Annotated in this window: 21 protein-coding genes and 1 pseudogene; 4 read left to right on the top strand and 18 right to left on the bottom strand. The window is 40.6% G+C overall.

Annotation, left to right across the window (positions count from 1 at the left end):
* Positions 1-2: 2 nt before the first annotated feature.
* The 9 genes from spoIIAB to BLP57_RS03480 all read right to left on the bottom strand — a co-directional run bounded on the left by spoIIAB (position 3) and on the right by BLP57_RS03480 (position 13747).
* Positions 3-428 carry an anti-sigma F factor gene (spoIIAB, locus tag BLP57_RS03515; protein ID WP_015526893.1) on the bottom strand — a complete coding sequence of 142 codons (426 nt, stop codon included), beginning with the start codon at positions 426-428 and terminating at the stop codon, positions 3-5.
* Positions 412-771 (bottom strand): anti-sigma factor antagonist, encoded by a 360-nt coding sequence (locus BLP57_RS03510; RefSeq protein ID WP_044961012.1) that lies wholly within the window; start codon positions 769-771, stop codon positions 412-414. The genes spoIIAB and BLP57_RS03510 overlap by 17 nt, the downstream gene beginning before the upstream one ends.
* A gap of 125 nt (positions 772-896) precedes the next feature.
* Positions 897-2222 (bottom strand): hypothetical protein, encoded by a 1326-nt coding sequence (locus tag BLP57_RS03505; protein ID WP_092069529.1) that lies wholly within the window; start codon positions 2220-2222, stop codon positions 897-899.
* Between the two features lie 10 nt (positions 2223-2232).
* A complete protein-coding gene (locus BLP57_RS17770; RefSeq protein WP_015526890.1) occupies positions 2233-2385 on the bottom strand; it encodes a hypothetical protein in 153 nt (50 codons plus the stop codon).
* Positions 2382-3680 (bottom strand): bifunctional folylpolyglutamate synthase/dihydrofolate synthase, encoded by a 1299-nt coding sequence (locus tag BLP57_RS03500; protein ID WP_092069526.1) that lies wholly within the window; start codon positions 3678-3680, stop codon positions 2382-2384. The genes BLP57_RS17770 and BLP57_RS03500 overlap by 4 nt, the downstream gene beginning before the upstream one ends.
* Positions 3681-3851: 171 nt before the next feature.
* Positions 3852-5963: an LTA synthase family protein gene (locus BLP57_RS03495; RefSeq protein ID WP_092069523.1), complete on the bottom strand. Its 2112-nt coding sequence runs from the start codon at positions 5961-5963 to the stop codon at positions 3852-3854.
* 15 nt (positions 5964-5978) lie between these two features.
* The gene (locus tag BLP57_RS03490) at positions 5979-8633 is read right to left on the bottom strand and encodes a valine--tRNA ligase (protein ID WP_092069520.1); all 2655 of its coding nucleotides are present in this window, start codon (positions 8631-8633) and stop codon (positions 5979-5981) included.
* A gap of 534 nt (positions 8634-9167) precedes the next feature.
* The gene (locus BLP57_RS03485; protein ID WP_242872548.1) at positions 9168-13025 is read right to left on the bottom strand and encodes an FtsX-like permease family protein; all 3858 of its coding nucleotides are present in this window, start codon (positions 13023-13025) and stop codon (positions 9168-9170) included.
* Between the two features lie 8 nt (positions 13026-13033).
* Positions 13034-13747: an ABC transporter ATP-binding protein gene (locus tag BLP57_RS03480; RefSeq protein ID WP_092069514.1), complete on the bottom strand. Its 714-nt coding sequence runs from the start codon at positions 13745-13747 to the stop codon at positions 13034-13036.
* Positions 13748-14068: 321 nt separating this feature from the next.
* On the opposite strand from BLP57_RS03480, the gene BLP57_RS03475 reads away from it, so the two are divergent.
* On the top strand, positions 14069-14407 hold the full coding sequence (locus BLP57_RS03475) for a hypothetical protein (protein WP_021650735.1): 339 nt from the start codon (positions 14069-14071) through the stop codon (positions 14405-14407).
* 70 nt (positions 14408-14477) lie between these two features.
* On the opposite strand, the pseudogene BLP57_RS03470 reads toward BLP57_RS03475, so the two are convergent.
* Positions 14478-14687, bottom strand: a pseudogene (locus tag BLP57_RS03470) (bifunctional 4-hydroxy-2-oxoglutarate aldolase/2-dehydro-3-deoxy-phosphogluconate aldolase); the annotation flags it as partial.
* 477 nt (positions 14688-15164) lie between these two features.
* Between BLP57_RS03470 and BLP57_RS03465 the strand changes: the two are divergent.
* The 3 genes from BLP57_RS03465 to BLP57_RS03455 all read left to right on the top strand — a co-directional run bounded on the left by BLP57_RS03465 (position 15165) and on the right by BLP57_RS03455 (position 17649).
* Positions 15165-16382: a MarR family transcriptional regulator gene (locus BLP57_RS03465; protein WP_092069511.1), complete on the top strand. Its 1218-nt coding sequence runs from the start codon at positions 15165-15167 to the stop codon at positions 16380-16382.
* Positions 16382-16915, top strand: a complete 534-nt coding sequence (locus tag BLP57_RS03460; RefSeq protein WP_015526878.1) for a hypothetical protein — start codon at positions 16382-16384, stop codon at positions 16913-16915. The genes BLP57_RS03465 and BLP57_RS03460 overlap by 1 nt, the downstream gene beginning before the upstream one ends.
* A 224-nt stretch (positions 16916-17139) precedes the next feature.
* A complete protein-coding gene (locus tag BLP57_RS03455) occupies positions 17140-17649 on the top strand; it encodes a hypothetical protein (RefSeq protein WP_139009993.1) in 510 nt (169 codons plus the stop codon).
* Between the two features lie 240 nt (positions 17650-17889).
* Here BLP57_RS03455 and BLP57_RS03450 read toward each other — a convergent pair whose 3' ends face one another.
* From BLP57_RS03450 to BLP57_RS03420, 8 genes are all read right to left on the bottom strand, one after another.
* Complete coding sequence (locus BLP57_RS03450) at positions 17890-19302, bottom strand: B12-binding domain-containing radical SAM protein (RefSeq protein WP_110925732.1); 1413 nt, start codon at positions 19300-19302, stop codon at positions 17890-17892.
* A gap of 3 nt (positions 19303-19305) precedes the next feature.
* Entirely contained in the window at positions 19306-19716 is a 411-nt protein-coding gene (locus BLP57_RS03445; RefSeq protein ID WP_059085310.1) for a DUF1648 domain-containing protein, read from the bottom strand.
* 13 nt (positions 19717-19729) lie between these two features.
* Entirely contained in the window at positions 19730-20482 is a 753-nt protein-coding gene (locus BLP57_RS03440) for an ABC transporter permease (RefSeq protein ID WP_059085309.1), read from the bottom strand.
* A 4-nt stretch (positions 20483-20486) separates the two neighbouring features.
* Positions 20487-21170, bottom strand: a complete 684-nt coding sequence (locus BLP57_RS03435; protein WP_059085308.1) for an ABC transporter ATP-binding protein — start codon at positions 21168-21170, stop codon at positions 20487-20489.
* Between the two features lie 84 nt (positions 21171-21254).
* Complete coding sequence (locus tag BLP57_RS17765; protein WP_175442947.1) at positions 21255-21425, bottom strand: hypothetical protein; 171 nt, start codon at positions 21423-21425, stop codon at positions 21255-21257.
* A gap of 72 nt (positions 21426-21497) precedes the next feature.
* Entirely contained in the window at positions 21498-22529 is a 1032-nt protein-coding gene (locus tag BLP57_RS03430) for a radical SAM/SPASM domain-containing protein (protein WP_015526870.1), read from the bottom strand.
* A gap of 19 nt (positions 22530-22548) precedes the next feature.
* Positions 22549-23418: a hypothetical protein gene (locus BLP57_RS03425; RefSeq protein WP_092069504.1), complete on the bottom strand. Its 870-nt coding sequence runs from the start codon at positions 23416-23418 to the stop codon at positions 22549-22551.
* Positions 23419-23461: 43 nt separating this feature from the next.
* Positions 23462-24610: an ATP-binding cassette domain-containing protein gene (locus BLP57_RS03420; RefSeq protein WP_255363754.1), complete on the bottom strand. Its 1149-nt coding sequence runs from the start codon at positions 24608-24610 to the stop codon at positions 23462-23464.
* Positions 24611-24930: the final 320 nt, after the last annotated feature.

The raw sequence follows: 24930 nt of genomic DNA, 5'->3' as shown, positions 1-24930 counted from the left end.
AGTTACCTCCTGATGATCTTTTTCATGTGCACTGTAGTTCCACGGCCAACCTCCGATTCCACCTGAAGCTCATCCATAAACGCCTCCATGAATGTAAACCCCATACCGGAGCGGTCTTTATCAGCCTTTGTGGTAAACAGAGGCTCCATGGCTTTTTTGATATCCGGGATCCCGGCTCCGTGATCTGTCACATCTACCTGAAGCTCCTGCCCCCGGAGACGACATTCTACCCGGATCTTATGTATCTCCCCTTCATACCCGTGTATGATGCAGTTGGTCACTGCCTCCGATACTGCGGTCTTCAGATCCGAAATTTCCTCCAGCGTAGGATTCAGCTGTGTGCAGAATGAAGCCACAGCAACTCTTGCCAGTGCTTCATTTACCGGTCTGCTGTCAAAAATGATCGTCATTTCATTTGTGTTTTCCATCATAAACACCCTCCTGTTCACCTGCCGATTTTTTAATTCCACAGATTTCAATATATTTTCCCACTCCGGATAGCCGCAGAAGCTTTGCAATATGACTGTTCACATTGACAACCTGCACACATTTCCCCCTCATGCCAAGTGCCCGGTACCTACCCATCAGCAGACCGATCCCGGAACTGTCCATAAAAACGGTCTCTGAGAAATCAAAAATCATATTTTTTATATAGTTATGTCCAATAATTCGGTCTGAATCTCTCCGAATCTCATCAGAAGCCGGATGATCCAGTTCCGCCGGAAGATGTACAGTCAGCACGGTTCCGGATTTTTCAAAACCTGATGTCATTCTATCATTCCCCCATTTTTGATTTTTTATTCCATTTCTCATGACCAAAGGGTAAAAAAAGAGGAATGCGCCAACGCACATTCCCCTTATCCGAGGTTTCTCCTCTGTATGAGTTATGATCTTTTTTATTCTGTATAACCTCCATCGTAAGAGGAATCCTCATCTCCTCCGTCACTGTAGCTGCTGTCTTCTCCGGAATCTCCGTCAGAGCTCTGTGCATCTTCTCCCGCCGAAGCTGCGGCATCCGCTCCAGCTTCAGCTGTTCCATCTGTGCTGCTGTCAGCACTGGACGTTCCGCCAGAAGCTCCGCTCTCGATCCCGCTTACACCGGTCTTTCCGCTGATAGTACTGTAAATCCCCTTTGCAGAATCTGACAGTGTATCCACATATACCTTCTGTAGTTCCAGCGCCGCTGTATCCAAATCCTCCTGCTGCATGGCAGTATATGCATTAAACAAAGCCTCATAGCTCTGACTGCGTTTCTGCTCTTCCTCTGCCTGCTTGGCAACTGCATCTGCCGTATCACTGGACTGGGCAGCTTCTCCCTGAGCTTTGGTAAGCTCCACGCTCTGGCTGGAAAGAGAATCACTGTACTGTATGATCTGCTGATTGGCCTGCCTGTAAATATCCTGTTTCACAGCCGGCAGTACAAGGAGCCAGAATGCTGCCGCCCCTGCCGCAAATCCAAGTACCGTGGTAAAGAAAAGTGATATCTTTGATCTTTCTTTATAAGACGACGGCCTTACAACGATTTCTCCTGAAATATTATCATTCTCATTTTTTTCATTTCCAAACAAGCCCTTACGCCGTTTTTCCATCTTTGTGGTAACACCCGTCTGCTCGTCAACTTCACGCAGGAAACGAAGTGTGGTGGTATTGGTCTTGTCGATCCTGGCTGCTTTTTTCAGGGTTCTTCTCGCCTTATTCCACTCCTGATTCTTCATCTGGATCAGAGCAAGAAGATGATACCCCTTGATCAGCTTGGGATTCTGGGACAGGATCTTTTTCAGGCGGATGGCCGCCATATCCTCATGGCCTTCCCTACACATGGCAAGGGCATTGTTATATTTCTTGATGCTTTCGTTGATTGTTTCCAGTTTGTTCTGGTTTGCCTGAAGCCTGGCAATATATTCTGAAGCCAGATTTCGGTTCTTCTGGATATTCTTGCTGATGACCCACTCACTCAGTGCGGCAACCACCTCACCGGTCTCAAAATATACAAGACCAAGAAGATTTCTTGCACGGATATTCCGTTTGTCATAAGCAAGACTTTGCTTCAGACAGCTGATCGCCCCGGACAGATCCCGGATGCTGGCTTTTTCCAGCCCCTGATTATAATAAAGCTTGGAAAGATAATCCACCTTCTTCTGGATCAGTACATTGGCTCCACAGTGCGGACAATAATCCAGATCTGTATCCGTCAGGAACGCTCCACAGTTTATGCAGTTCATCCACTTCTCCTTATCTTACACGTCTGTTGCTCTTGACCTCACGCAGCATCTCCTGGAGTACATCCATGATATCTGTGATCTCCCGGTCATAAATGACACCTTCTACATCTGCCACATCCAGACATGGTTCAAATTTCTTCAGTTCCTCTTCGTAATCGATCATAATTTTTTCCTCCTGATCACAGCCTTGATCTCACCGACCAGATAAAGGGATCCTACACAGAACAGCATTCCATCCTCACCTTTTTCCTTTACTGCCCGTTCAAAAGCTGCTGGAACATCCTCTATTGCTTCCACTTCCGGCACTCCGTCTTCACGGAAGATCTCCGCAAGCTCTTCTACCGGAACTTTGCGGTATCCGCCTACCTGTGTGACGATCACATGTCGAAAACGGATCCTGCTACAGATCGTGCGGATCATATCCGTATAGTCCTTGTCATCCACTGCGGAAAACAGCAGAGTCAGAGGAAATTCCTTCTGGAAATGTTCTGCTGTCTCTACAAACTTCTCAACACCGTCTTCGTTATGTGCGCCATCCACGATCACACCCGGAAGAACCGTTTCCATCCTTCCCTGCCAGCGTGTTTTTGCCATACCAGCTTTCAGAGCCTCCAGAGATACCGGAATCTGATCTTCCAGTACCTGAATGGTTTTCACCGCAAGAGCTGCATTCATAACCTGATAACGGGCGATAAACGGTATATCAAATACGGTATCGCCATATGTCTCGTCCTTAAGAGAAAATCGGATTCCGTCCTTTGTGATCTTATGGATCTCTGTGTCTTCCCGTTTCAGCTCATAATATGGACATCCCAGCTTCTCTGCATGCTCACGCATCACTCCGGCCGCATCCGAATCATTTCCATCGTAGATCACCGGAACCCCCGGCACCATGATCCCTGCCTTCTCTCCTGCGATCTCGGAAACTGTATTTCCAAGATACTGCATATGATCGAGGCTGATGGATGTGATCACACAGGCTGCCGGATCCTCCACAGCAGTGGTTGCATCCAGACGTCCGCCAAGACCGGTCTCCAGTGTTACATAGTCCACGCCGGCTTCTGCAAAGATCACCATTCCCATCAGAAGGAGTGTCTCAAAATAGGTGGGATGATAGCTTCCCTCCGCAACCAGCTCATCGGAAAGCTTTTTAACTTTTTCAAAAGCACGAAGGAAAGTATCGTCATCGATCACTTCCTCGTTGATCTGAAAACGCTCGTTGATCTCCACCAGATGAGGAGATGTAAAAAGTCCGCAGGAATATCCAGCTTCCCGAAGGACCGATGTGATAAAAGCACAGGTACTTCCCTTTCCGTTGGTTCCTGCCACATGGATCACACGGAATTTCCTCTGCGGATCTCCAAGTCTTCTTAAGCATTCTCTGGTATGGTCTAGGCTATTCTTAGTAGTAAATCTCGGTATATCTTCAATATACGCAACTGCTTCTTCGTAATTCATAAAAAAAACCATCACTTATCTATAATGTATTCGTAAAGAACTTTTGGGGAGAAAAACTTCTCCCCTCCTGTTCGTTACGATACCATTATATAATAGTGGTGGAAGATGTCCAGTCCTAATCGTAATATTTTATCCGACATTTTTTGTATCGGAGTATCTTTTCTATGCCATTTACTGGTTGTCTGTACTGTTTTCTTCACCGGAATCTTCTGTGGATTCCGTTTCTGACGCTGTATCCGTTTCCTCCATTGACCCTGTATCAGAACTGCTCTTTTCACTGTCAAGCTTCCACTTGCTGTCAGCGAGCAGCGCATAGACCGCCCGGTCATGGCTCTTTGTCATGGCCTTTCTTGTGGAACTGTTGCTTCGCTGCACTACCGAGAGCCGGTCAAAATCATCCAGTTCCTTTCCGGTAATGATCAGCTTGGTAGGATTCACGTAAACCGTATCGTACCATTCTCCGTTGATCTTCACCTGGCTGGACGGCGTAAAGTTTGTCCCCTGGATATAATAGGTGTGATCCGTCTCAGACACAACCTGAATGGAATCCAGCGTGGTATCATAGATTCCCATACGCATCTTTGTCCGCTCAAAAGGATTCGCTCCGTCATATGTATACTGCTTTCCGTAGAGAAGATCGTACTGCAGGGTCTCCAGATCCACCTGATAATTTTTGGTGTTTCTTCTTGCCTGATGATACTTGAAAACATTTCCCTCATGGATACCTACACGGTCCATAACCTCTGCTGCCATCTGGTATGCCGCAAGATTTTCTTTCTTTTTCTTAAGTCCGAAATTATCCCACATCACATACTCTGTCTGGAACAGATATTTATTCTCCACATCCTCCACGGTCAGTCCCATGGTCGGCAGATGATCACCATACATGACCAGTACCACATCTTCCGGATAATCTGCCAGCCTGTCAGTCAGCTCTTTGACAAAATTATCCATCTCATGGATCTGATTTACATAATACTCCCACTTATTGTTCAGATCGTCAGTAGGTGCCCCGGAAACTGTAATCTCCGGATTTTCCAGTACCGGTTCTGAAGGATAATCTCCATGTCCCTGTACGGAAATAGTATATACATAATCAGGCCCTTCTGTGGAATCCAGACACTTGACGATCTCATCGGTGAGGACACTGTCCTTGGTCCAACCCAACGAGTTCTTCTGGTTTTCATCCTTCATATACTCTGCCGAAGTGAAGGTATCAAATCCCAGATTCGGAAAAATACTTCTTCTTCCGTAGAAATTTGCCTCATTATTATGTACTGCATGAGCAGTATAGCCCAGATTCTTCAGAACATACGGTGCGCTCTCACAGGTAGTTTCCTTAAGGATACTCTTGTAAGGATACTCTCCCGGTCCAAAATAATGAAGGCTCATTCCGGTAATGGATTCAAACTCAGTATTTGCGGTTCCGGCTCCTACGGAAGGTACCTTATAATATCCGGAGGAATACTCCTTCATCAGCTTTCTGAAATTCGGGATAGGATCTTCTGACAGCTCCAGATAATTTACCAGCGTAGGATCAAAAAAGGACTCCAGCTGTAAAAACAGAATATTCGGATGACTGCCTTCTTTCGTTTCCGGAAGATTTTCTTCCGACTTCTCGATCCTTTTGATCTCGCTTTTGGAATAGTCTCTCGGGGCACTGATTCCGGTATTAAAGATCGTCGTTGCCAGACAGTAAGGATATCCGTAATCCTCATAAGCTATGGCAATGTTTCCAAAATAATTGGAAAGAACTCTTTTTTCCAGAGCAAGCTGTGTGATTCCTCCAAATGCAAGAACCCCAACCAGGACCAGTGGAATATTCACCTTATATTTCAGCTTGCCTCTGTACTTCGGCGACCTTATCAGGATGATCAGAAGGATCAGAACCGCAATTCCCAGAAGAACTGCACCTATGGTCATCTGGGTATGGGTCAGATATTTTTTTGCAATACTGAGACCATCTGTCAGATTCTTCACATCCGGTCCTGTAAACGGTGTGACACGATTGAGAAGAAGCACACCGTTTACGATTCCCAGAAACAGCCATAAGCTGCCCACAAAGATACGCCAGAAAATTCTCTTTCGGAAGAGATAAACAATCAGCATCGTCGTAAAGATAAACGCTGCATTATAAGCAAATACAAGCGGCTTTGTGGTCATGTAGGTCCACGCCTCTGTGAACGAGTGCCTGCATATGGCCTCGATCACAAAGTACAGGACTGCACAGCCCAGAGCCTGAAGTATCAGCGAAATCTTATTGAAAAAGTTACACCACTTCATTAAAACACTCCTTCGTTATTTCACCATCTGTGTTAACTGCAGGTTCACTTTCTCTTTCATCTCTTTGTATTTCTCAAGTTTCTCCTTCTCTGCCTCTACCTTGGCTGCAGGTGCCTTGTTCACAAAATTCGGATTGTTCAGCATTCCCTCGCAGCGTGCGATCTCTTTTGTAAGTCGCTCCTGCTCTTTTGTGAGACGTTCGATCTCTTTTTCACGGTCGATCAGATCCTCCAGCGGCAGATAAACCACACCGTCTGCCACAACGATGGATACCGCATCCTCACCGATTCCGTTCTTATCCTGCTGTACGTGGATCTCTTTTGCAAACGCAAGGTTTGTAAAGGATTTCTTGCAGGACTCAAAACGTGCACAGCACTCTGCATCCTTGCCTACGATGTAGATATTGGTCTTTCTGTTCTGCGGTACGTTCATCTCGTTTCTGGTGTTACGGATTCCACGTACAACCTCCTGGAAGCTTGAAACTGCTTTCTCAGCATCTGCAAAATCCATCTCGTCTCTGTATCCCGGCCAGTCAGAGATCATGATGGACTCTTCCTCCGGAAGCAGTGTGCAGTAGATCTCTTCTGTGATAAACGGCATGAACGGATGAAGAAGCTTCAGTCCCTGTGTCAGTGCAGTGCGAAGTGTCCACAGTGCATCGTTTGCTGCTGCCGGGTTTTCCTCTGCCTTCCACAGTCTTACCTTTGCCATCTCGATATACCAGTCACAGAGCTCATCCCACAGGAAATCATAGACCTTCTGTACGGCAATTCCAAGCTCATATTTATCCATATTCTCAGTAACATCACGGATCACTGTGTTCAGTCTGGAAAGGATCCATTTATCCTCGTTGCACAGTGCGTTCAGGTCTTCCGGCGCTGTTACTGTCTTGCCCTCCAGGTTCATCATAATGAAACGGGAAGCATTCCAGATCTTATTTGCAAAGTTACGGCTGGATTCTACACGCTCCCAGTAGAAACGCATATCATTTCCAGGTGCATTACCTGTCATCAGTGTCAGACGAAGGGCATCTGCGCCGTATTTGTCGATAACCTCCAGCGGATCGATACCGTTTCCAAGAGACTTACTCATCTTACGTCCCTGTGAGTCACGTACCAGACCGTGGATCAGTACATGGTGGAACGGTGTCTCACCGGTCTGCTCCAGTGCGGAGAATACCATACGGATAACCCAGAAGAAGATGATATCATATCCGGTTACCAGAACATCTGTCGGATAGAAGTACTCAAGCTCCGGTGTCTTATCCGGCCATCCAAGCGTGGAGAATGGCCACAATGCGGAACTGAACCAGGTATCCAGAGTGTCCTCATCCTGGTGCATATGTGTGCATCCGCATTTCGGGCACTTCTCAGGCATTTCTCTTGCAACAACCATCTCACCGCACTCATCGCAGTAATAAGCCGGGATTCTGTGTCCCCACCAGAGCTGACGGGAAATACACCAATCACGAATGTTCTCCAGCCAATGCAGGTAAGTTTTGTCAAAACGTGCCGGAACAAACTGAAGATTTCCGTCGTCCAGAGTCTTGATGGCAGCTTTTGCCATTTCATCCATTTTTACAAACCACTGTGGTTTGATCATTGGCTCTACGGTTGTACCGCAGCGATCATGGGTACCAACGCTGTGACTGTGCGGAACAACTTTTACAAGGAGTCCCTGCTCTTTCAGGTCTTCTACCATGGCCTTACGTGCCTCGTAACGGTCCATACCTGCATATTTTCCGCCAAGGCTGTTGATAGTCGCATCATCGTTAAGGATATTAATCTCCTCAAGATTATGGCGGCGTCCAACCTCGAAGTCATTGGGGTCATGTGCCGGTGTAATCTTAACGCAGCCTGTTCCGAATTCCTTGTCAACATACTCATCGGCAATAACCGGGATCTCTCTGTCTGTAAGAGGAAGTTTCAGCATCTTGCCTACAAGATCTTTATATCTCTCATCCTCCGGATTTACAGCAACTGCTGTATCACCGAGAAGTGTCTCCGGACGAGTGGTTGCGATCTCAACGAAACGTCCTTCCTCACCTACGATCGGATAATTGATGTGCCAGAAATATCCATCCTGGTCCTCATGTACAACCTCTGCATCGGAAATAGAAGTCTGGCATACCGGACACCAGTTGATGATCCTGGAACCTTTGTAAATATATCCTTTTTCATAGAGACGGATAAATACCTCCTGAACAGCCTTGGAGCAGCCTTCATCCATGGTAAAGCGCTCGCGCTCCCAGTCTGCAGATGCACCCAGTTTTTTCAGCTGGTTGATGATCTTTCCGCCGTACTCTTCTTTCCATGCCCAGGCATGTTTCATAAATTCCTCGCGGCCGATCTCGTTCTTGTCGATACCTTCTTTACGAAGTTTCTCTGTTACCTTAACCTCTGTAGCGATGGCTGCATGGTCTGTTCCCGGCTGCCAGAGAGCCTCATAACCCTGCATTCTCTTGAAACGGATCAGGATATCCTGCATGGTCTCATCCAGTGCATGGCCCATATGCAGCTGTCCGGTTACATTGGGCGGCGGCATTACGATTGTGAAAGGTTTTTTGTCCGGATTTACTTTTGCATGGAAGTATCCGTTGTCCATCCATTTTTTGTACAGACGATCCTCAATACCCTTGGGATCATAAGTCTTTGCAAGTTCTTTGCTCATGTTTTCCTCCTGAATCTTTCTTGGGATCAAGCTGTCTTTTTGGGGCAGCTCTTTCTGATTATGGAAGCTTTAAAATGCTCCTGTTTTCTGCAAGAAAAAAGCACGCCCTCCACACCAAAGCTAACAACTCCTGTGCGAAGGGCGATCATTCTCGCGGTACCACCTTCATTATCCGGGAAAACTATCTTATCTGTTATTCCCGTCTATCTCTTATCCCTTAACGCGGGGTACGTGAAAACCTACGCAGCAGCTTCTGTGTCTGTTCTTATAGCACTCCCAGAAATTATTGCCTTCAGTCTCCCGGCTCCTAAGCTACCTTCTGCAGTCTTCCATCTGAAAATGCCTTCCAGCCTGCGCTCCTTCTGCGTCCGTGCATCTCTCTCTGTCAGCGTATTCCTGCATACTCCTCTTATTCAACGCCTTTACCATGTTCCTACTATAATGAAATTTTCTTTTTTTGTCAAGACGGAGGCCTGCATTTCCGGGGATTTCACATATTTCCCTGTATGCAGGCCTTCTTCTCATTTCCGTATTTTATTCTACGCTTTTCAGCGACTCTACCATGTCAATCTTTTTCAGTTTGAAATGCATCACCATATTTACAAACATGGAGAATCCAAAGGTGATGATTCCACTGTAGATAAAGCTTGGTGGCTTGATATTTCTTCCGAACATCACCGCATCTACCTCAACGGTTGTGATCACATACCGGTGGAGGAAGATTCCGAACACTGCGCCTGCCAGAATCCCTATGAAGGACAGCAGGATATTTTCCCTGAATACATACTGGGAAACCTCGCCATCATAAAATCCCAGGACCTTCAATGTTGCAAGCTCTCTCTGCCGCTCTGTGATATTGATGTTGTTCAGATTATACAGTACCACAAATGCCAGCATTCCGGCAGAAATGATCAGGACCCAGATCACCGCTCCGAGGGATCCCAGCATTCGCTCTACCTGACCTGCTGTGCTGCTTGTATAGCTGATACTTAAAGCTGCCGGATATTTCAGGATCGCATTTCCAAGAGTTTCCAGATCACTCTCTGCATCCTCTTTCATAGTATATACTGTACTTGAATACTTCGGTTTCTCCCCGAATGTTTTTTCATAGCAGGATGGGGTCATGTAAACGTAATGTCCCATATAGTTCTCTGTGACAGCAGTGATCTTTACTTTATACTTTCTGTTGTCTTTCTCCAGGGTGATCTTGTCTCCTGCTTTCACACCGATAAGAGAAGCCGTTTTTTCACAGATCACCGCTCCATCATCGGTAAGCTCATACTGCTCGTGGGACTTTCTGTCACGTAATGTTACATCCTCTTTAAAATTTTCCGTATTTTCCGGAACATACACATAGATACTGACACTTCCCTTTTCTTTTGGTGCCGTCATCTTGGTGAGCTGCACACGGGTATAGTGATCGATCTTGCTGTTTCCGTCCAGGAATTTCAGAAGATCCTTTTCCTGGCTGTCTGTGGCATCCTCATCATTGATCACCATGGCATCATAGTGCTGGATCTGGTCATATTGGAGAATCGCAATATCCATAATGGAGTCATAAAGTCCGAATCCTACAAGCATCAGTCCCATGCTTCCTGCAATTCCGAAAATGGTCATAAAAAGACGCTTTTTATAACGGAAAAGATTTCGCATGGACGATTTCCAGGAAAAGCTCAGATGCTTCCAGATAAAGCTAATCCGTTCAATAAGGATCCGTTTTCCTTCTTTCGGTGCAGGCGGACGCATCAGAGATGCCGGTGTTTCTGCCAGGGTCTTTGCGCAGGAAAACAGTGTAGCGCCCATAGTACAGATCACCGCTGCCCCGGAAGCGATCAGTGCATATTGTAACTCATAATCCAACTGCATGTGATCGCCAATATTCCAGTACATGATTCCATACGCCTGGATAATGATAAACGGAAGAACCTTTTCTCCGAAAAGTACTCCTGCGATACTTCCGCCTACTGTAGCCAGAAATGCGTAGCTGAGATACTTTGATGCGATGGATGCTTTTCCGTATCCCAGCGCTTTCATGGTTCCGATCTGGGTTCGCTGTTCCTCCACCATTCGTGTCATCGTGGTAAGACTGATCAGAGCCGCTACAAGGAAGAATATCATCGGGAAAACCTTTCCGATGTTTTTCAGTCGCTCTGCGTTATCACCAAAATCCGAATATTCCGGAAGGTCATTGCGGTCCGTGACGATCCACTCCGGTGTTTCAATATCATCCACCTCTTTCTGGGCATCCTCGATCTTCTGCTGGGCTTCCGCAATTTTGTCATCGGCTTCTTTTTTGCCGTCCTGATATTCTTTCTTTCCATCGGAAAGCTTCTTTTTGGCGTCCTCCAGGTCTTTTTTGGCGTCTTTTAATTTCTGTTCATTTTCCCGGATCTCTTTTTCACCATCCAGGAGCTTCTGTTCATTTGCATCCAGTTCTGCCTGACTGCTGGTAAGCTTTTCTGTATTGGCCTGGATCTCTGCCTGACCGGCATTTAACTGGGCCTGTTTTTCCTCCAGCTGCTGCCGCCCTGAGCTGAGCTGGGCTCTGGCCGAATCCAGCTGGCTCTGGCCATCATCCAGAGTTGCCTGGTTTGCCGCAATTTCTTCTTTTGCCGCGGAAAGCTCTGCTTTCTTTGTTTCCAGCTCTTTTTTCCCTTTATCCAGTTCTTCCTGGCCTTCATTCAGCTGTGCCTCTGTCCCGGAAAGTGTCTCTTCCTGTTCTTTGATCTGGCTGAAGCCCTCATTGATCTGACCTAGGCTGCTCTCCAGTTCAGCTCTTGTCTGGGCCAGCTCTGATTTTTTTGCAGTAAGCTCTGCCTGCGCCCCGTCGATCTGTGCCTGACCTGCATTTATCTGTTCTTCCATTGCACTGATCTGGCCACTTAATGTCTGGATCTGCGTGGAAAGCTCCGCCAGCTCTTCCTCGGTTTTTCCTGCTTCCGCACCGGCGTCATACTGCGCCTGCAGCTCCGCCGCCTGACTGCTTAATGCCTCTTTCTGGCTGGTCAGTTCATCCAGCTGTGCCTGCTGCCCGGAAAGGGCTTCTTCACTGGAACTGATCTGGGATTCGCCCTCGGAAACCTGTACAAGTCCTGCCTCACACTGTTCTTTCTGACCGTTGAGAGCAGCCTTTGTTTCTTTGATCGTATTCTTTCCCTTTTCCAACTGTTCTCTTCCACTGTCAAGCTCAGCCTGTTTGCTTTCCAGTGTTTTCTCCGCTTCCCGGAGCTGGGCCTCACCGTCACTTACCTGCTGTTTTGCGGCAGTCAGCTGTTCATATCCGGCAGTCAGCTCTGACTGCTTCTCATTTATCTGTGCTTCGGAGTCAGCAAGCTGGGATCTGGCAGCATTTAACTGGGACAGACCGTCTTCCACCTGCTGTTTTGCGCTGTTAAGCTGAGACCATCCATCTTCAATCTGTTTTCTTCCGTCAGCAAGCTGCTGTTTTCCATCGGTCAGCTCCTTTTTTGCATCACTGAGCTGCTGTTTTCCATCTTCGTACTCTTTTTTTCCATCCTCATACTTCTTCTGCCCATCATCCAGCTTTTTCTTCGCGTCGCCAAGTTTTTCCTCTGCTTCCTTCTTTCCGTCCTCAAGCTCTTTTCTGGCATCATTCAGTTTTTCATTGGCTTCTGCGACGATCTCCTCGTAGCGCAGGCTGCACTGTTCTTTTTCGATACCTTCCACGCGTTTCCGGATCTTTTTGATAAGATTGTCGTAGGCATCTGTATAGCTGATCACATCCCCGGATTCATGGACCATAACATAGATCTGGGTAAAAGCCTCCTGTTCAAAATCCTCTGGAAGAATGTATCCGAAGCCGCTGACCTCACCCGATCCAAGAGTCGTATTTCCTCTGTTAAATGAAATATAAAGAGGGCTGCTTCCGATTCCCACAACTGTATAGGTTGTTTTTTTCAGAAGCTCACTGTCTCCATCCTCACTGACAGATATGGTATCCCCGATTTTATACCCCCGATTCTTTGCAAATGGCTTGTCCAGAAAAATCTCACCGCTTTTTTTCGGTATCCTTCCTTCATCTGCTGTGAGCAGATTAAAATTGCTGCTGATGGCTTCCAGATGAAGAACCTTCCTGGCATCATCCTCTCCACTCATAACATCCGTAGAGTAACCGCCCTCAGCCAGTTCCACACCGTCAATGTCCGATACTGCTTTTACATCACGCTGCGTCAGTCCCAGCGTTCCCTGGATTTTCAGATCCATCAGCTTTGCCGCTTCATAATAGGCATCTCCGGAATATCTCATATCCGGAGAAGACGCCTGGATCCCGGAAAAAAATGCAACACCCAGTGCCACGATCAGAAAGATCGAGATAAAACGTGCTTTACTTTTCCGGATCTCCATCCAGAAATCTTTGTGTAATGCTTTCATTCCGTCACCTACCATTCAATCTCTTCCACTGGTGTGGGATGTGCATTTTCAGTCATCCTGGAAACCTTGCCGTTTTTGATCTTGATCACACGGTCGGCCATAGGTGTCAATGCAGAGTTGTGAGTAATGACAATAACCGTCATGCCCCGTTCCCTGCAGGTATCCTGAAGGAGCTTCAGGATTGCCTTGCCGGTCTGATAATCCAACGCTCCTGTAGGTTCATCACAGAGCAGAAGCTTTGGATTCTTCGCCAGCGCTCTGGCTATGGAAACTCTCTGCTGCTCACCGCCGGATAACTGTGCCGGAAAATTGGTCAGTCTTTCCTTCAGCCCTACTTCCTCCAGAACTGTCCTGGCATCCAGAGGATCCTTACAGATCTGAAGAGCAAGCTCCACATTCTCCAATGCAGTCAGATTTGGCACCAGATTATAAAACTGGAATACAAATCCAATATCCTCCCGTCGGTATCCGGTCAGCTGCCGGTCTGTATATTTTGCAATATTTTTTCCATCGATCCAGACATTGCCGGATGTGGCCTTATCCATTCCGCCCAGGATATTCAGCACCGTTGTCTTTCCGGCACCGCTTGGTCCTACCACAACCACAAATTCTCCTTTTTTTATCCGGAAGCTGATCTCATCCACAGCTATGATCTTCACTTCTTTTGAGCCATAGATTTTGGATACATTCTCCAGCTTCACATATTCTTCCGTATGCTCCATTTCCACCCCTCCTCTTTACTCTCTATATGATTTCAGGGGGCTTTTATCTGCCCCCTTTTAATTCTCTCACTCACGTATCACAGCTGTAGAAAAATGTTTTCGGCTGTGATCGAATATTATCAATAACTATATTTATAAGTATATCGGTTCTTAATTCAAAATGCAATTTCTACTTATATTTTACAAAGATTTTTCATTCCTGCGCATTTGTATTTTACATTTCTTTTCTATAATACAGACAGATAAAGGAAATCAATATTATGGCTGACTGTTGCTGACAACAGCAGAAGTATAATTCCAGCAAAACAGGAGGAATGGATTATGTATAAAGTACTGTGGAATCACTTAGATCAAAATTTAAAAAAGGCCCCTGCGCCAGCTGTTTTTCTTGCACTTTTGACAGTTGGATGGAGTGTAGCCGGAATTCTTGCAGGATTACTTGTTTGTCTGGAACTTCAGACAGAACTGATGGTGAAGCTGACTGTGATCTTATGTGCCGGTGGATACGCCGGACTGATTCCCGGTTTCTTCGGTGGGATCTTTTATCTTTACCGAATGGATCTTCGGAAACCTTCTGCGGGTCCTGCAGCTGATCTGGCAGCTGAAGCTGAAAAAGCTTCTGCCGATCCTGCTTCATTGATCTATTTTCACAATAATTGACAAAAAAGCAGAACTCTGCCTGGTTGTACAGGGTTCTGCTTTTTTTATTGAATATGTGTATTAAGTTTGATTACTTTCTTATGGAATCCGCAAGCTTTTTTGCTTCTGCTGTCAGTTCTCTTATTTTGTCAAATTCTCCTGCCTTCACAAGATCTCCTTTTACCATCCAGCTTCCGCCGCAGCAGAGGATTTTGTCACAGGAAAGATAGTCCTCAAGGTTTTTCGCATTGATCCCGCCGGTAGGCATAAAACAGATTCCTGTATAAGGAGCTGCCATTGCAGAGCATGACGCTTTGCGTGCTCAGGATGCCATGTACCTTCATCTGGTTTATAATCGTGAACGAATCCTGCTTACGGAAAAAAATTCCTGATCTGTCGGACAGCATCAGGAAAGGATGCTGTCCGATCTTCCAGAAGTCTGTCTTCACGGTCTTCAGCAAGTACATTTTTATAGGAAAAATAAGCCCTGGAAATTCATCTTTCCAGGGCTTTCTAAGAGGTGCCACCCGGATTTGAACCGGGGATAGAGGTGTTGCAGACCCCGGAAAAAAACCTCGGAACCCTCTAAAACTCTAAGGTTTTCCAAACTGTCCACCTTATATCCACCCTAATTTTCATGTTGCTTTCATGCCATATCAGGTATTTTACTGTGCCAAATCTATGCCACTTAGCACCCCTATGGGCATATTATAAACATTTTAGTATCTTTCGTCTACAATTATTTTACTACAACTACAATATTATATGGAGGTTTATCGTGAATTATCAATTAGAATTAAAACAAATTGTGGATTTTCCACGCTGCCGGATTTACCGGGAATTTATACAAACCCTTATGAAAGACAGAAGCATCCGTACCAACGGAGGTTCCTGTCTTTTTTATTTTCTCATTTTATGTTCTTATGCAAATTACAGTTCCTCTTATCGGAACATCGAACACCTTACTTACAAAGTTGTTCCTGGAGAATGGATCTGTTCTCTTAAAGAACTACAGATTCACTTCCGCCAAAAATTCCAGCACCAGGTCATATCCATACTGGATACCCTGGTAGAGCAAAACCTTCTAACCTACTCACTACACGAAAAAAATAAGATTATCCAATACAAGATCAAAGACTGGCCAAAAGATAATACTGCCCTTTCCTATAATTACCCATGCAAAAAAGACATCGGGTTTTTCTTTTTTCCAATCGCAGATGTTCATAAACTAATCGGACTAGGAAAATGTTCGGAAATGGATGCTCTTTTGGATCTTTGGATTCATGCAGTCTATAATGATCCATCTGTGCAAGGCTCTGATGCCGGTCCGGTAGTATATTTTCGCAATCAGACTGGAAATCCCTTGTTCAGTTATCAGGAACTTGCCAGACGTTGGAAACAGTCGAAATCTTCTGTGTCCCGTCTGCTTAAAAAACTTGAAGATACCGACATGATCACACTGATTTCCTATTCCGGGAAACATGGCAGCATGGTATATCTACGTAATTATCTGTCCGTTATGTTTAATATCAGTGATGTCATGATTGATAAGGAGGAAGTTGCCATGAAAATGCAACTGCCAATACATATACCCGAAGACACCTTGCCTGTTAAAAACAATTCTGAATGCGTTTCAGAATCTATTACTGACGAACAAATCATCGTTTCACAGGAAGGCTCCTGCGTTCCAGAATCACACATCAAAGCCATTGTTCGCAAAGTCGCTGAAATACTGGAAATACAAGGCATTTCTTGTTGTAGATGCCCCAAAACAAAGTATATATTATCTCCTTTATCAGCCTGCAAGGATAGTATATATCTATATTCACTACGTATTATCTGCCCCTGGGGGAAAGCCGCCTATCAGTTTGAGTTAAAACTAAAACCGGAAAATCCCGCCGTCACCAACGTCCCAGGGCATACTCCGCCTCTGCAGCATACCTTACCTGCCTTCACTGAAATCCCAGAAGTTCTGTTGAAAGGAGGGGTTGTATAATGGCAAAGAAAAATCACCACCCTGTTTCTGCTGAAGTAGAAAATAATCCGCTGTACCATGATACCTATAAACTGCTCCGTTGTTACCGGGATTCTACTTATAGCCTTATGGTTGCTGTCCGGCAGGTGGAAATTCAATTCCAACTGGAATACAACACCAGTGTAGACGAATTTCTAGATTCCATCTATGCTGCAGGAGCAGATCTGGGAGACAGCCAGATTGAAGAATGGGCAAAAAGCATTGCCCGCAGTAACAAAATGATAAAGCTGCTTCTCTCTTCTGTGGATCTGCTCCGGAAAAATCATAAACATGGGGAAGAATATTACTGGATATTATATTACGCCTTTCTGTCTCCCCATGAACTGAAAAACACAGAGGAAATCCTGGAAGAGTTGGAAAAGCACGTTCCCAGTATCTCCTACCGGACGTACTACCGAAGGAGGCAGGCTGCTATTAACGCTCTTAGCAGCATACTATGGGGATTTTCTGCAAAGGGGACACTGGAAACTTTAAATAAGTTTTTCCCAAAATAAAATCGACATTTTCCATATAGGCACTCATTCTCTATATTAAAATGAGTGCCTATAAAAATTGATTTTCCCAATTGTACCTTTTACAGTAGTTATAAGTTTCCAAATACCACATCTTGTTCTATTTATATTTATTTGCTATAATATGATAGTTGAAAACCAATAATTTCTTTACAAAATAGGGGAGATTTCTCTAATTTTACCTATTATTTCAAATGACTAACGGAGTGAAAGAATTAGATATGCCTAAGGAATTTAAAAGTGTGGCAGAACAATTAAAAGCAATGTACAATGCATTGAAAAAATGGCCATTCATGATGGGGATAACCATTCTTATGTTTGTACTTCTGATTTCGTCAGAATACTTGACAGATAATGAGTTTATACTTTTTTTACAAATAATAGGGTTTGCTATAAGTTTTGCATTCATAGTAATGATTTTAATACTTGATAAACACGGAAAACAATATTTGAAGAAAATGAGTTTTTTTGCCAGCTTATGGTTTGCATCCTGTCTGGCTCTTGCAGATTTCAATCAACCCACTCTTAAATTAATCATCCAATTATATACTGCCTTTCTTTTCATTTTTGATGCTTGTATTATTCCCGATTTTCTCTCAAGCATTGATCCTCAGAAAAACAAGAATGAGTGTGTTTCTAATGAGCTAAAAGAAAAAATTGAGAAATTAGAAAAAGAAATTGAAGAACTCAAAAAGTTCGAGAAAAAGACAGACTAATAACTTCTTGAGTGAGTTCTACTAAATAATTACAAAACTATAACATCGAGAATACTTGGAAACTTATTTCTCTCTAAATGTGCTTTAAGATGATTAACTCTTCATCTTATCATTTTTAGTAATTAAACATGTTAAAACGTTTCCCCCTCCATTGCAAGAACATAGAGTTCCTTGAATATTTCTATTCTTAAGAATTCTATGTTCTTGAATAAATAAAAGCTTAATATAAAAAATTTCACCTTATTCGCTGCATGCTGATGGTTCTATATAATCTTCCTCATTTCCTATCCTTCTTCTATATGCTACAGTTCCTCCTTGTCTTTGCATTGCCCCTATTCGCTTCTCAACCTGTATAATATCCTCCATGCTAATTAGCGGATGTGTTGTAAAGAAATAATCACTGTTGGCATACCATAATAAATTATCAAACATATCTTCTTCAATATGTATATTAAAATCTTCCTTTTCCCACCATAAATCTGAAGGCAACAATAATAACCAATTCAAATTACACACTATTTTATATTTTGTACATATTAATTCAATCGTATCTAGTGTTTTATTGATCATTTCCATTGTTTCCCATGGAAATCCTATAATAAAGGAAAGAAAACAATGCTTATCAAATTGATACTGTTTTAAAATTTCTAAAGCACTAAAAAGTTGCTCTACCGTTAACCCCTTTCTTATTTTTTTCAATCCTTCATTATACCCACATTCTACACCTATTTGCATAGATGAAACCATTTGCAGTGGTATATTCTGTAATATTTGATTCTTTAATATATCAGTAACTCTTGCTTCGATAAATACCTTTTCGGTATAACCATACAAACGATGCAACTTTTTAAAAACATTAATAGCTCTTTCTCCATTTGCCGTAAAACAATCATCTACGAATAGTAATCTAGTCCCTCTATTTATGTTATCTTTAAACTGCAGTGCATGCTTAACACGTTTAATTACATGCTCAACAGATAAACCTCTCCAGTTTCTCCTATGGGGTATGGAACAAAAAGCGCAACTAAAACGACACCCTCTAGAAGTTTCTACCGGCAACTGTGTATATGGATTGGATGAAGGTAATAATTCATATGCTGGATACGGTGTATTTTCCATTTCTTCGACTGTTAGTTCTATTTCATCTTCATTTCGTAACACATTACCATTCAGTTTATAAGTAATACCTTTAACACCCTCTAATGTCATATTATACTCAAGAGCATTGCATAAATTCACAATAATCTTTTCACCCTCACCACGCATAACTATATGGGCATCTGATGATTCTAAAACATGTTTATCAAATATTGATGGGTGCAACCCACCCAATGCTATTTTAACGTCTGGAAAATTATCCGCTATTCGTTGGATAATAACCTTTGTATTAGACCAATTAAAAGAATTGACTGAAAACGCAATCAACTGTATATCTTTACTAGAAATTTTTTTCATTATATACTGAGCGCATAATTCCTCTATATCCCCCTTGTGTTCATACTGGATAAATTCGCAAGGATCAATTATGCTTACTTCATGTTTATTTTTCATTAATATAGAAGCCAAAAGATAAATTGCCATCGGTGCTAATTCCAAAGGTTCAAATTGATTTTTACTTATCTTTTGTGGTAACGCAACTATTAAAACTTTCATAAATTATCTCCTTTTTAATATCTTTATTCCTACAGCAGCCCCAATAACTATTTCTGCAAGTATTATCGAACTAATAGTTAAACGGACTCCATAAACATACGCAATAACATACAATTCACATGTCAAAAAAACTATATTAAAATACATGTTCAAATACGAAATAAATTTCTCATTTTCTCTTTGGAAATATTTATATACAACAAACCTAAATATTTTTTTTCCTATGCTGAGGGTAAGCACAGAGATGATTGGCATAATAAAAATATATGTCTTACTAACTATATTACTGGGTTCTGCTGCACTCCACTGAATTGATATTTTATTAGGAACCAAAAAGAAAAATATTATACTAACAAGTATACAAACTATCGTTACAATAATAGATACTACTGTAAACTTATCCTTCCTTTTCATATAATTACCCCTTTCACTTCAAATCACGTCTTTTAAATATTATATACGATAAACTCAATGTAGAAATACTCCACACTACTACAATTATCAATATTTTAGCAATAAAGTTAATATCAATATCTTGTTTTACCCAAACATCTAAATAACCTATAGGTGTAACTTCTAAAATTCTCTTAATAAGATTTATTTTTTCTCCTAATGATTGTAATATAGGAAAACCAATCCCTATTACCAATACATTAAATAACAGTCCAGCTTTGGATCCCTCCATTATAAATTCCACTCCAAAACACATAAGAAATATAGTAATTTCCAATAGAATAGTAACCAATAGTTTTAAAAATATCATTCCAAATGAAAAAGTATCATTCGTCCATCCATAAAGCATGGTTGTTACACATGTTAATACCATTGGATATAAAAAAGATAAAATAACACTATAAAAAATATTAACTATCCCTTTACTGACAAAAATTATTTTTCTATTATTGCCAAAAGATGCACTTAATTGTAATGTTCTGTTTTGAAACTCGCTACCTAAATTAACATCCAAAAATATAGAACACAAGATTATTGCAACACTAATATTACTCATACCACTTTTTAGTGCATTTTCCCCTGACAACTCCTTTATCTTTCCCGCCATATACATAGAATGATTCATATAAACTGTAATTACTCCTAATACTAATGCTCCCACACAGAGTATAGTAAAAATTTTTGTGTGGCGTGTTTTATATTGCTCGCTTCTGATAGCATCTAACATATACTCATTCCTCCAATATATCTAAATATATTTCTTCTGGCATCTTATCCGGATATTTATGAACAATTTCCTCATACGTAAAATTCTTCTTAATAGTCCCTTGGGATATAAAAATATAATCTGTGGCTACCCTAAATAATTCATCTAATATGTGGCTTGAAATTAAAATTGTAATACCTTTTTCTCTTAAATCACTTAAAAGTTTTCGTATCTGAATAGTACTTTTAGGATCTAACCCATTTAATGGCTCATCTAATACCAATAATTGTGGTTTCCCAATTAAAGCAAGGATAATACCTAATTTTTGCTTCATGCCTAGTGAATAATTTTTTACTTTTTTATGATTTTCCCAAATTCCAAATTTCATTGCAAGCTCCACAATTTCTTTTTCTATCAAAGTGCTTCTCATCAAACTTATAATTTTTATATTTTCTTTTGCCGTAAGCCCCGGATAAAACGCTGGTTTTTCTATCAAAGCACCTATATTTTTGCTTTTTAACTCCATTTTTCCATTATCAGATCCAATAAGTCCCGATATAATTCTCATGAGAGTTGTTTTTCCAGCACCATTCTCTCCAATCAGTGCATAAATATGGCCTGTATATATTGATAAATTTATATTATCTAAAGCTTTTGTTTTACTATACTTTTTTTCGATTCTTTCACATTTTAAAATAATATCTTCCACTATTAGAATGCTCCTTTAAATAATTTAAGAGAGGATTTTAGTATTTAAAAATACTAAAATCCTCAATGCTACCATAGTTTAGGCTTAAATATTAATTGTAATGATAACCGTATCTCCAGCTACAGCTCCGTTAACATAGGTAACATAATATGTTTCCCATACCCATTCTGTACCATAAGTTGAAACTCCACTACTGTCATCACCATCCAAACCTTCCACTACCGGTGACTGATATCCATTCATATCCTCGCCCATACGGTTTCCTCCTTTCATAAATATTTGTTTTATCAAAATACTCACGTATGATAAAACACTCTATCATATATCTCAATTATTGGGTAAAAGACTCAAATCATCCAAATCCTTTTCTAACATATCAATGTAAATATCATCCATGAACGTAGCAGGAAATTTTTCTGTGATTCTCCCCATGTCTCCAACTGATTTAATAAATGCTGCCATATAACAAGGAATCTTTTTCTTCCATAATTCATATAAACCACCATTCCAGTACTCTTCAATACTATGATTTCTGATGTTTCCAACAACTAATGGCAGGTAAGGGCTTGTAACAATATCTCCATTTGCACGAATACTTATATAATACATCGGTAGTTCTGTATGTTCCGGAAAACGTATTAAATGATCAACAGGATCTCCCCATACAATTTTAATACTTGGGTTACGTGCATTAATCGTATTAATTGTGTTTACCAATTTTCTATATTGAATATCTGTAGGACAAATATTCTCTAAATTTTTATTCCCACGTCCTAATGGCATAAGTGGCTGTACACGTAACTCAATTTTATTATTAAAAGACATTGACTCTAATTTTGTATGTAATTCTTCCAACTCCTCTATGTTAAATGATGTTGGTGTAAATGCAATCGACATTTCCATATCATACTTTCTAACAATATCTATGGCTCTAAACACGCTGTCATAAACGCCTGTCTTATTTCTTAATTTATCATGGCTCTCCGCTTTAGCACCATCTACGCTAAACTGTATGCTATTCAATCCCGAATGATATAAATCTCGTATAACACTTTCTGATGCCAAAATGCCATTGGTTACTATTGCTGTCCTGACTCCGCAATTACTTAACATTTTTATACATTTGCAGATAAGTTCTTTTCTCAATAATGTTTCTCCGCCACAAAAACAAAAATTCAACAATTTCATAGGCAAAATATCTTTAACAAATTTAATCACCTCATCATCAGATAATTCATGTTCCATTACTCTGTTTTCACCACTTGCATTGTAACAATGCAAACATCTTAAATTACATTTGTTTGTTATATCTAAAGCTAACTGATATGGTCCTACTGTAAAGTCTATATTTCTATTCATATATATACCTCTCTAATGCTCATACTGTCCAATCATAAATAATTAAGTCATTTCCTTTTCCATACTCATCCATTAACTGTGAAACCTTTTTAAACCCACAATTAAACAACTGCTTTTCCAACATTTCTAAATCTGAACCTATCGTTTTAATTCTCAACTTAGAAATATTAAATGGATACAAACTCTTCAATAGTTGTTCACACCCTATAAGTACTTGTTCCAATATTTCTTCTGGAACTAATAATGTTGTAATTTCTAATATATCCGTTTCTGGGTGATTATTGGATATAGATGTTATTCCCATTACATTTCCTTCTCTATCTTTTAACACAAAAAAATCCTCTTTATAATAAAACATCTTGCTCCTTAGTACAGTTTCTTTTTGGTAATCACTCAATCCTTTATTCCTATTTGCTGGGCAATTATGATATGTATATTCTGTATTATCTGCATACATTTTATATGCAGCAAATATTTCCCTAATGTCATCTTCAGTTGCCCAAATCAAATCATATTTTTCATTTAATTTTATAGTTCCGTTTACCATAAATGGTGATCCTCCTTTTCCCCATGACAAAGCCCATAATTTATCAAATGCAAACAATGTAACCACAACATCTTTAAGAAAATCAGCCGTAGGATTCATATATGAATATCTTGTTGCAAAATCTTCTTTGATTTGTTCTACTGTCCTTTCTCCATTGCATAGCTTAAGTATTTCCCATGCTTCTCCATTCATAACCATTTCTTGAGTCTTTCCGTTTACAATAGCAAAACTTTTTTTATTACCTTTTTCATGTCGGAAATAAAATATTCTTTCTTCCTCAAATTTAGGAATACTCTTTAATAGTTTTTCCTTATTAGTTAAACTTATATTATCGTAAAACATATACTTACCTCCTTTGATATTAACTACTGAGTTCTCCTTTCTTTTATTTTAGATAAATAGTTTTTATATCAGAAAATCTTTCAAAAAGATTTCTTTCATGAGTTACTATAAAAATTATCCTTTCCCTTCCTAACTCCCAAAGAATCTCTGATAATATTTCCTTTGTTTTCATATCTAAATCAGATGTTGGTTCATCCAAAATCATAATATCTGTATTTTTTAATAATACTGGTAACAGTTGAATTCTTTGCATTTCCCCACCCGATAATTCATGAAATGCTCTATCTAAATAATGCAAAATATTAAATTGATTCGTCAAATATATATTTTCTAAATGATACTGTTTTATCAATATTTCAAGAGCACCTATATCAAAACGTTCTGCTAACATCTCTTTTACCGTTATATCCATTTCATTTTGATTTTGTATATATATAGATATTTTATTTTTTCTCAAGGATTCAATTTCTACTTCTGAAATAGGAATATTATTAAACTCAATGTTTCCCTTCTTTTTAGTGTGTAATAAACCACACAAAAGATATAAAAGGGTTGATTTTCCGCTACCATTCGCTCCCATGATCAGATTAATTCCTTCCATAAATTCTTCATTATAATTTGTTAAAATTTTTTTATTATCATAACTGAATTCTAATCTACTAATTTTAACTCTATTAATCTTTTGATTAACTATTTTTGTTCCGTACTGCTCCTTCTCCAAATTTTTTATTTTTGTAATCCAATCAAAAGAATTTTTTGCATCTTGGTATACTTGCCCAAAGGAAAAGAAAAATTTAATACTCTGTATCAGCATTCCAAAATATGATGAAATTATCAAAAACTCTCCTAATGTTAAGTTTCCAGAAATCATCTCAATACCACCAACTATTAATGCTGTTGATTTAAAAACAAGCGTAATGATACTCTCTAAAGAATTGTAAAAATATGAAAGCTTAGTATACTTCATGAATTCTTCTAAATATTTCCCAAACTCTCTTCTTCTTTTGTTTTCCTTATTTTTATAATCAGCCCATAACTTTATTTTTTTTATAAATTCAAATTGTTCATTAATATGCTTGTAATATGCAGACTGTTCTTCTTTATATCTAGTACTTTGCTCATACAACGGTTTTTTTAAATAATAATAACTAAGTATGTAAGCTGGAACTATGAACATTATAAGTAAAAATATTTTTTTATTTGCTTGAATGAAAAAGTAAATTCTACATTCTAATATACCTTGATTTTATGCGGGATTTAATTCTATTTTCGGAGATATACAACTTGATTTTTTTAGTATATAATGCTTTTATACGGCATAAACAGCATAGTTTTTTGCATGATAAAAGGACATCTGGAAATAGTGTGCAGGACTAAATTCCACATGTCTGTTGGAAAGACTAAATTCTATGCAATGAAACTTGCCTGTGCCTGTATTGTTATTATTATTTTATTAATGCTGGTATCAATGTGACTTCATCGGCTGGTATCTCTGCTAATCCTAATGCTTTA

Source organism: Blautia sp. SF-50 (assembly GCF_900101315.1).
In the GTDB taxonomy this organism is placed as follows: domain Bacteria; phylum Bacillota; class Clostridia; order Lachnospirales; family Lachnospiraceae; genus Blautia_A; species Blautia_A fusiformis.
This window is presented reverse-complemented; position numbering and strand designations above follow the sequence as displayed.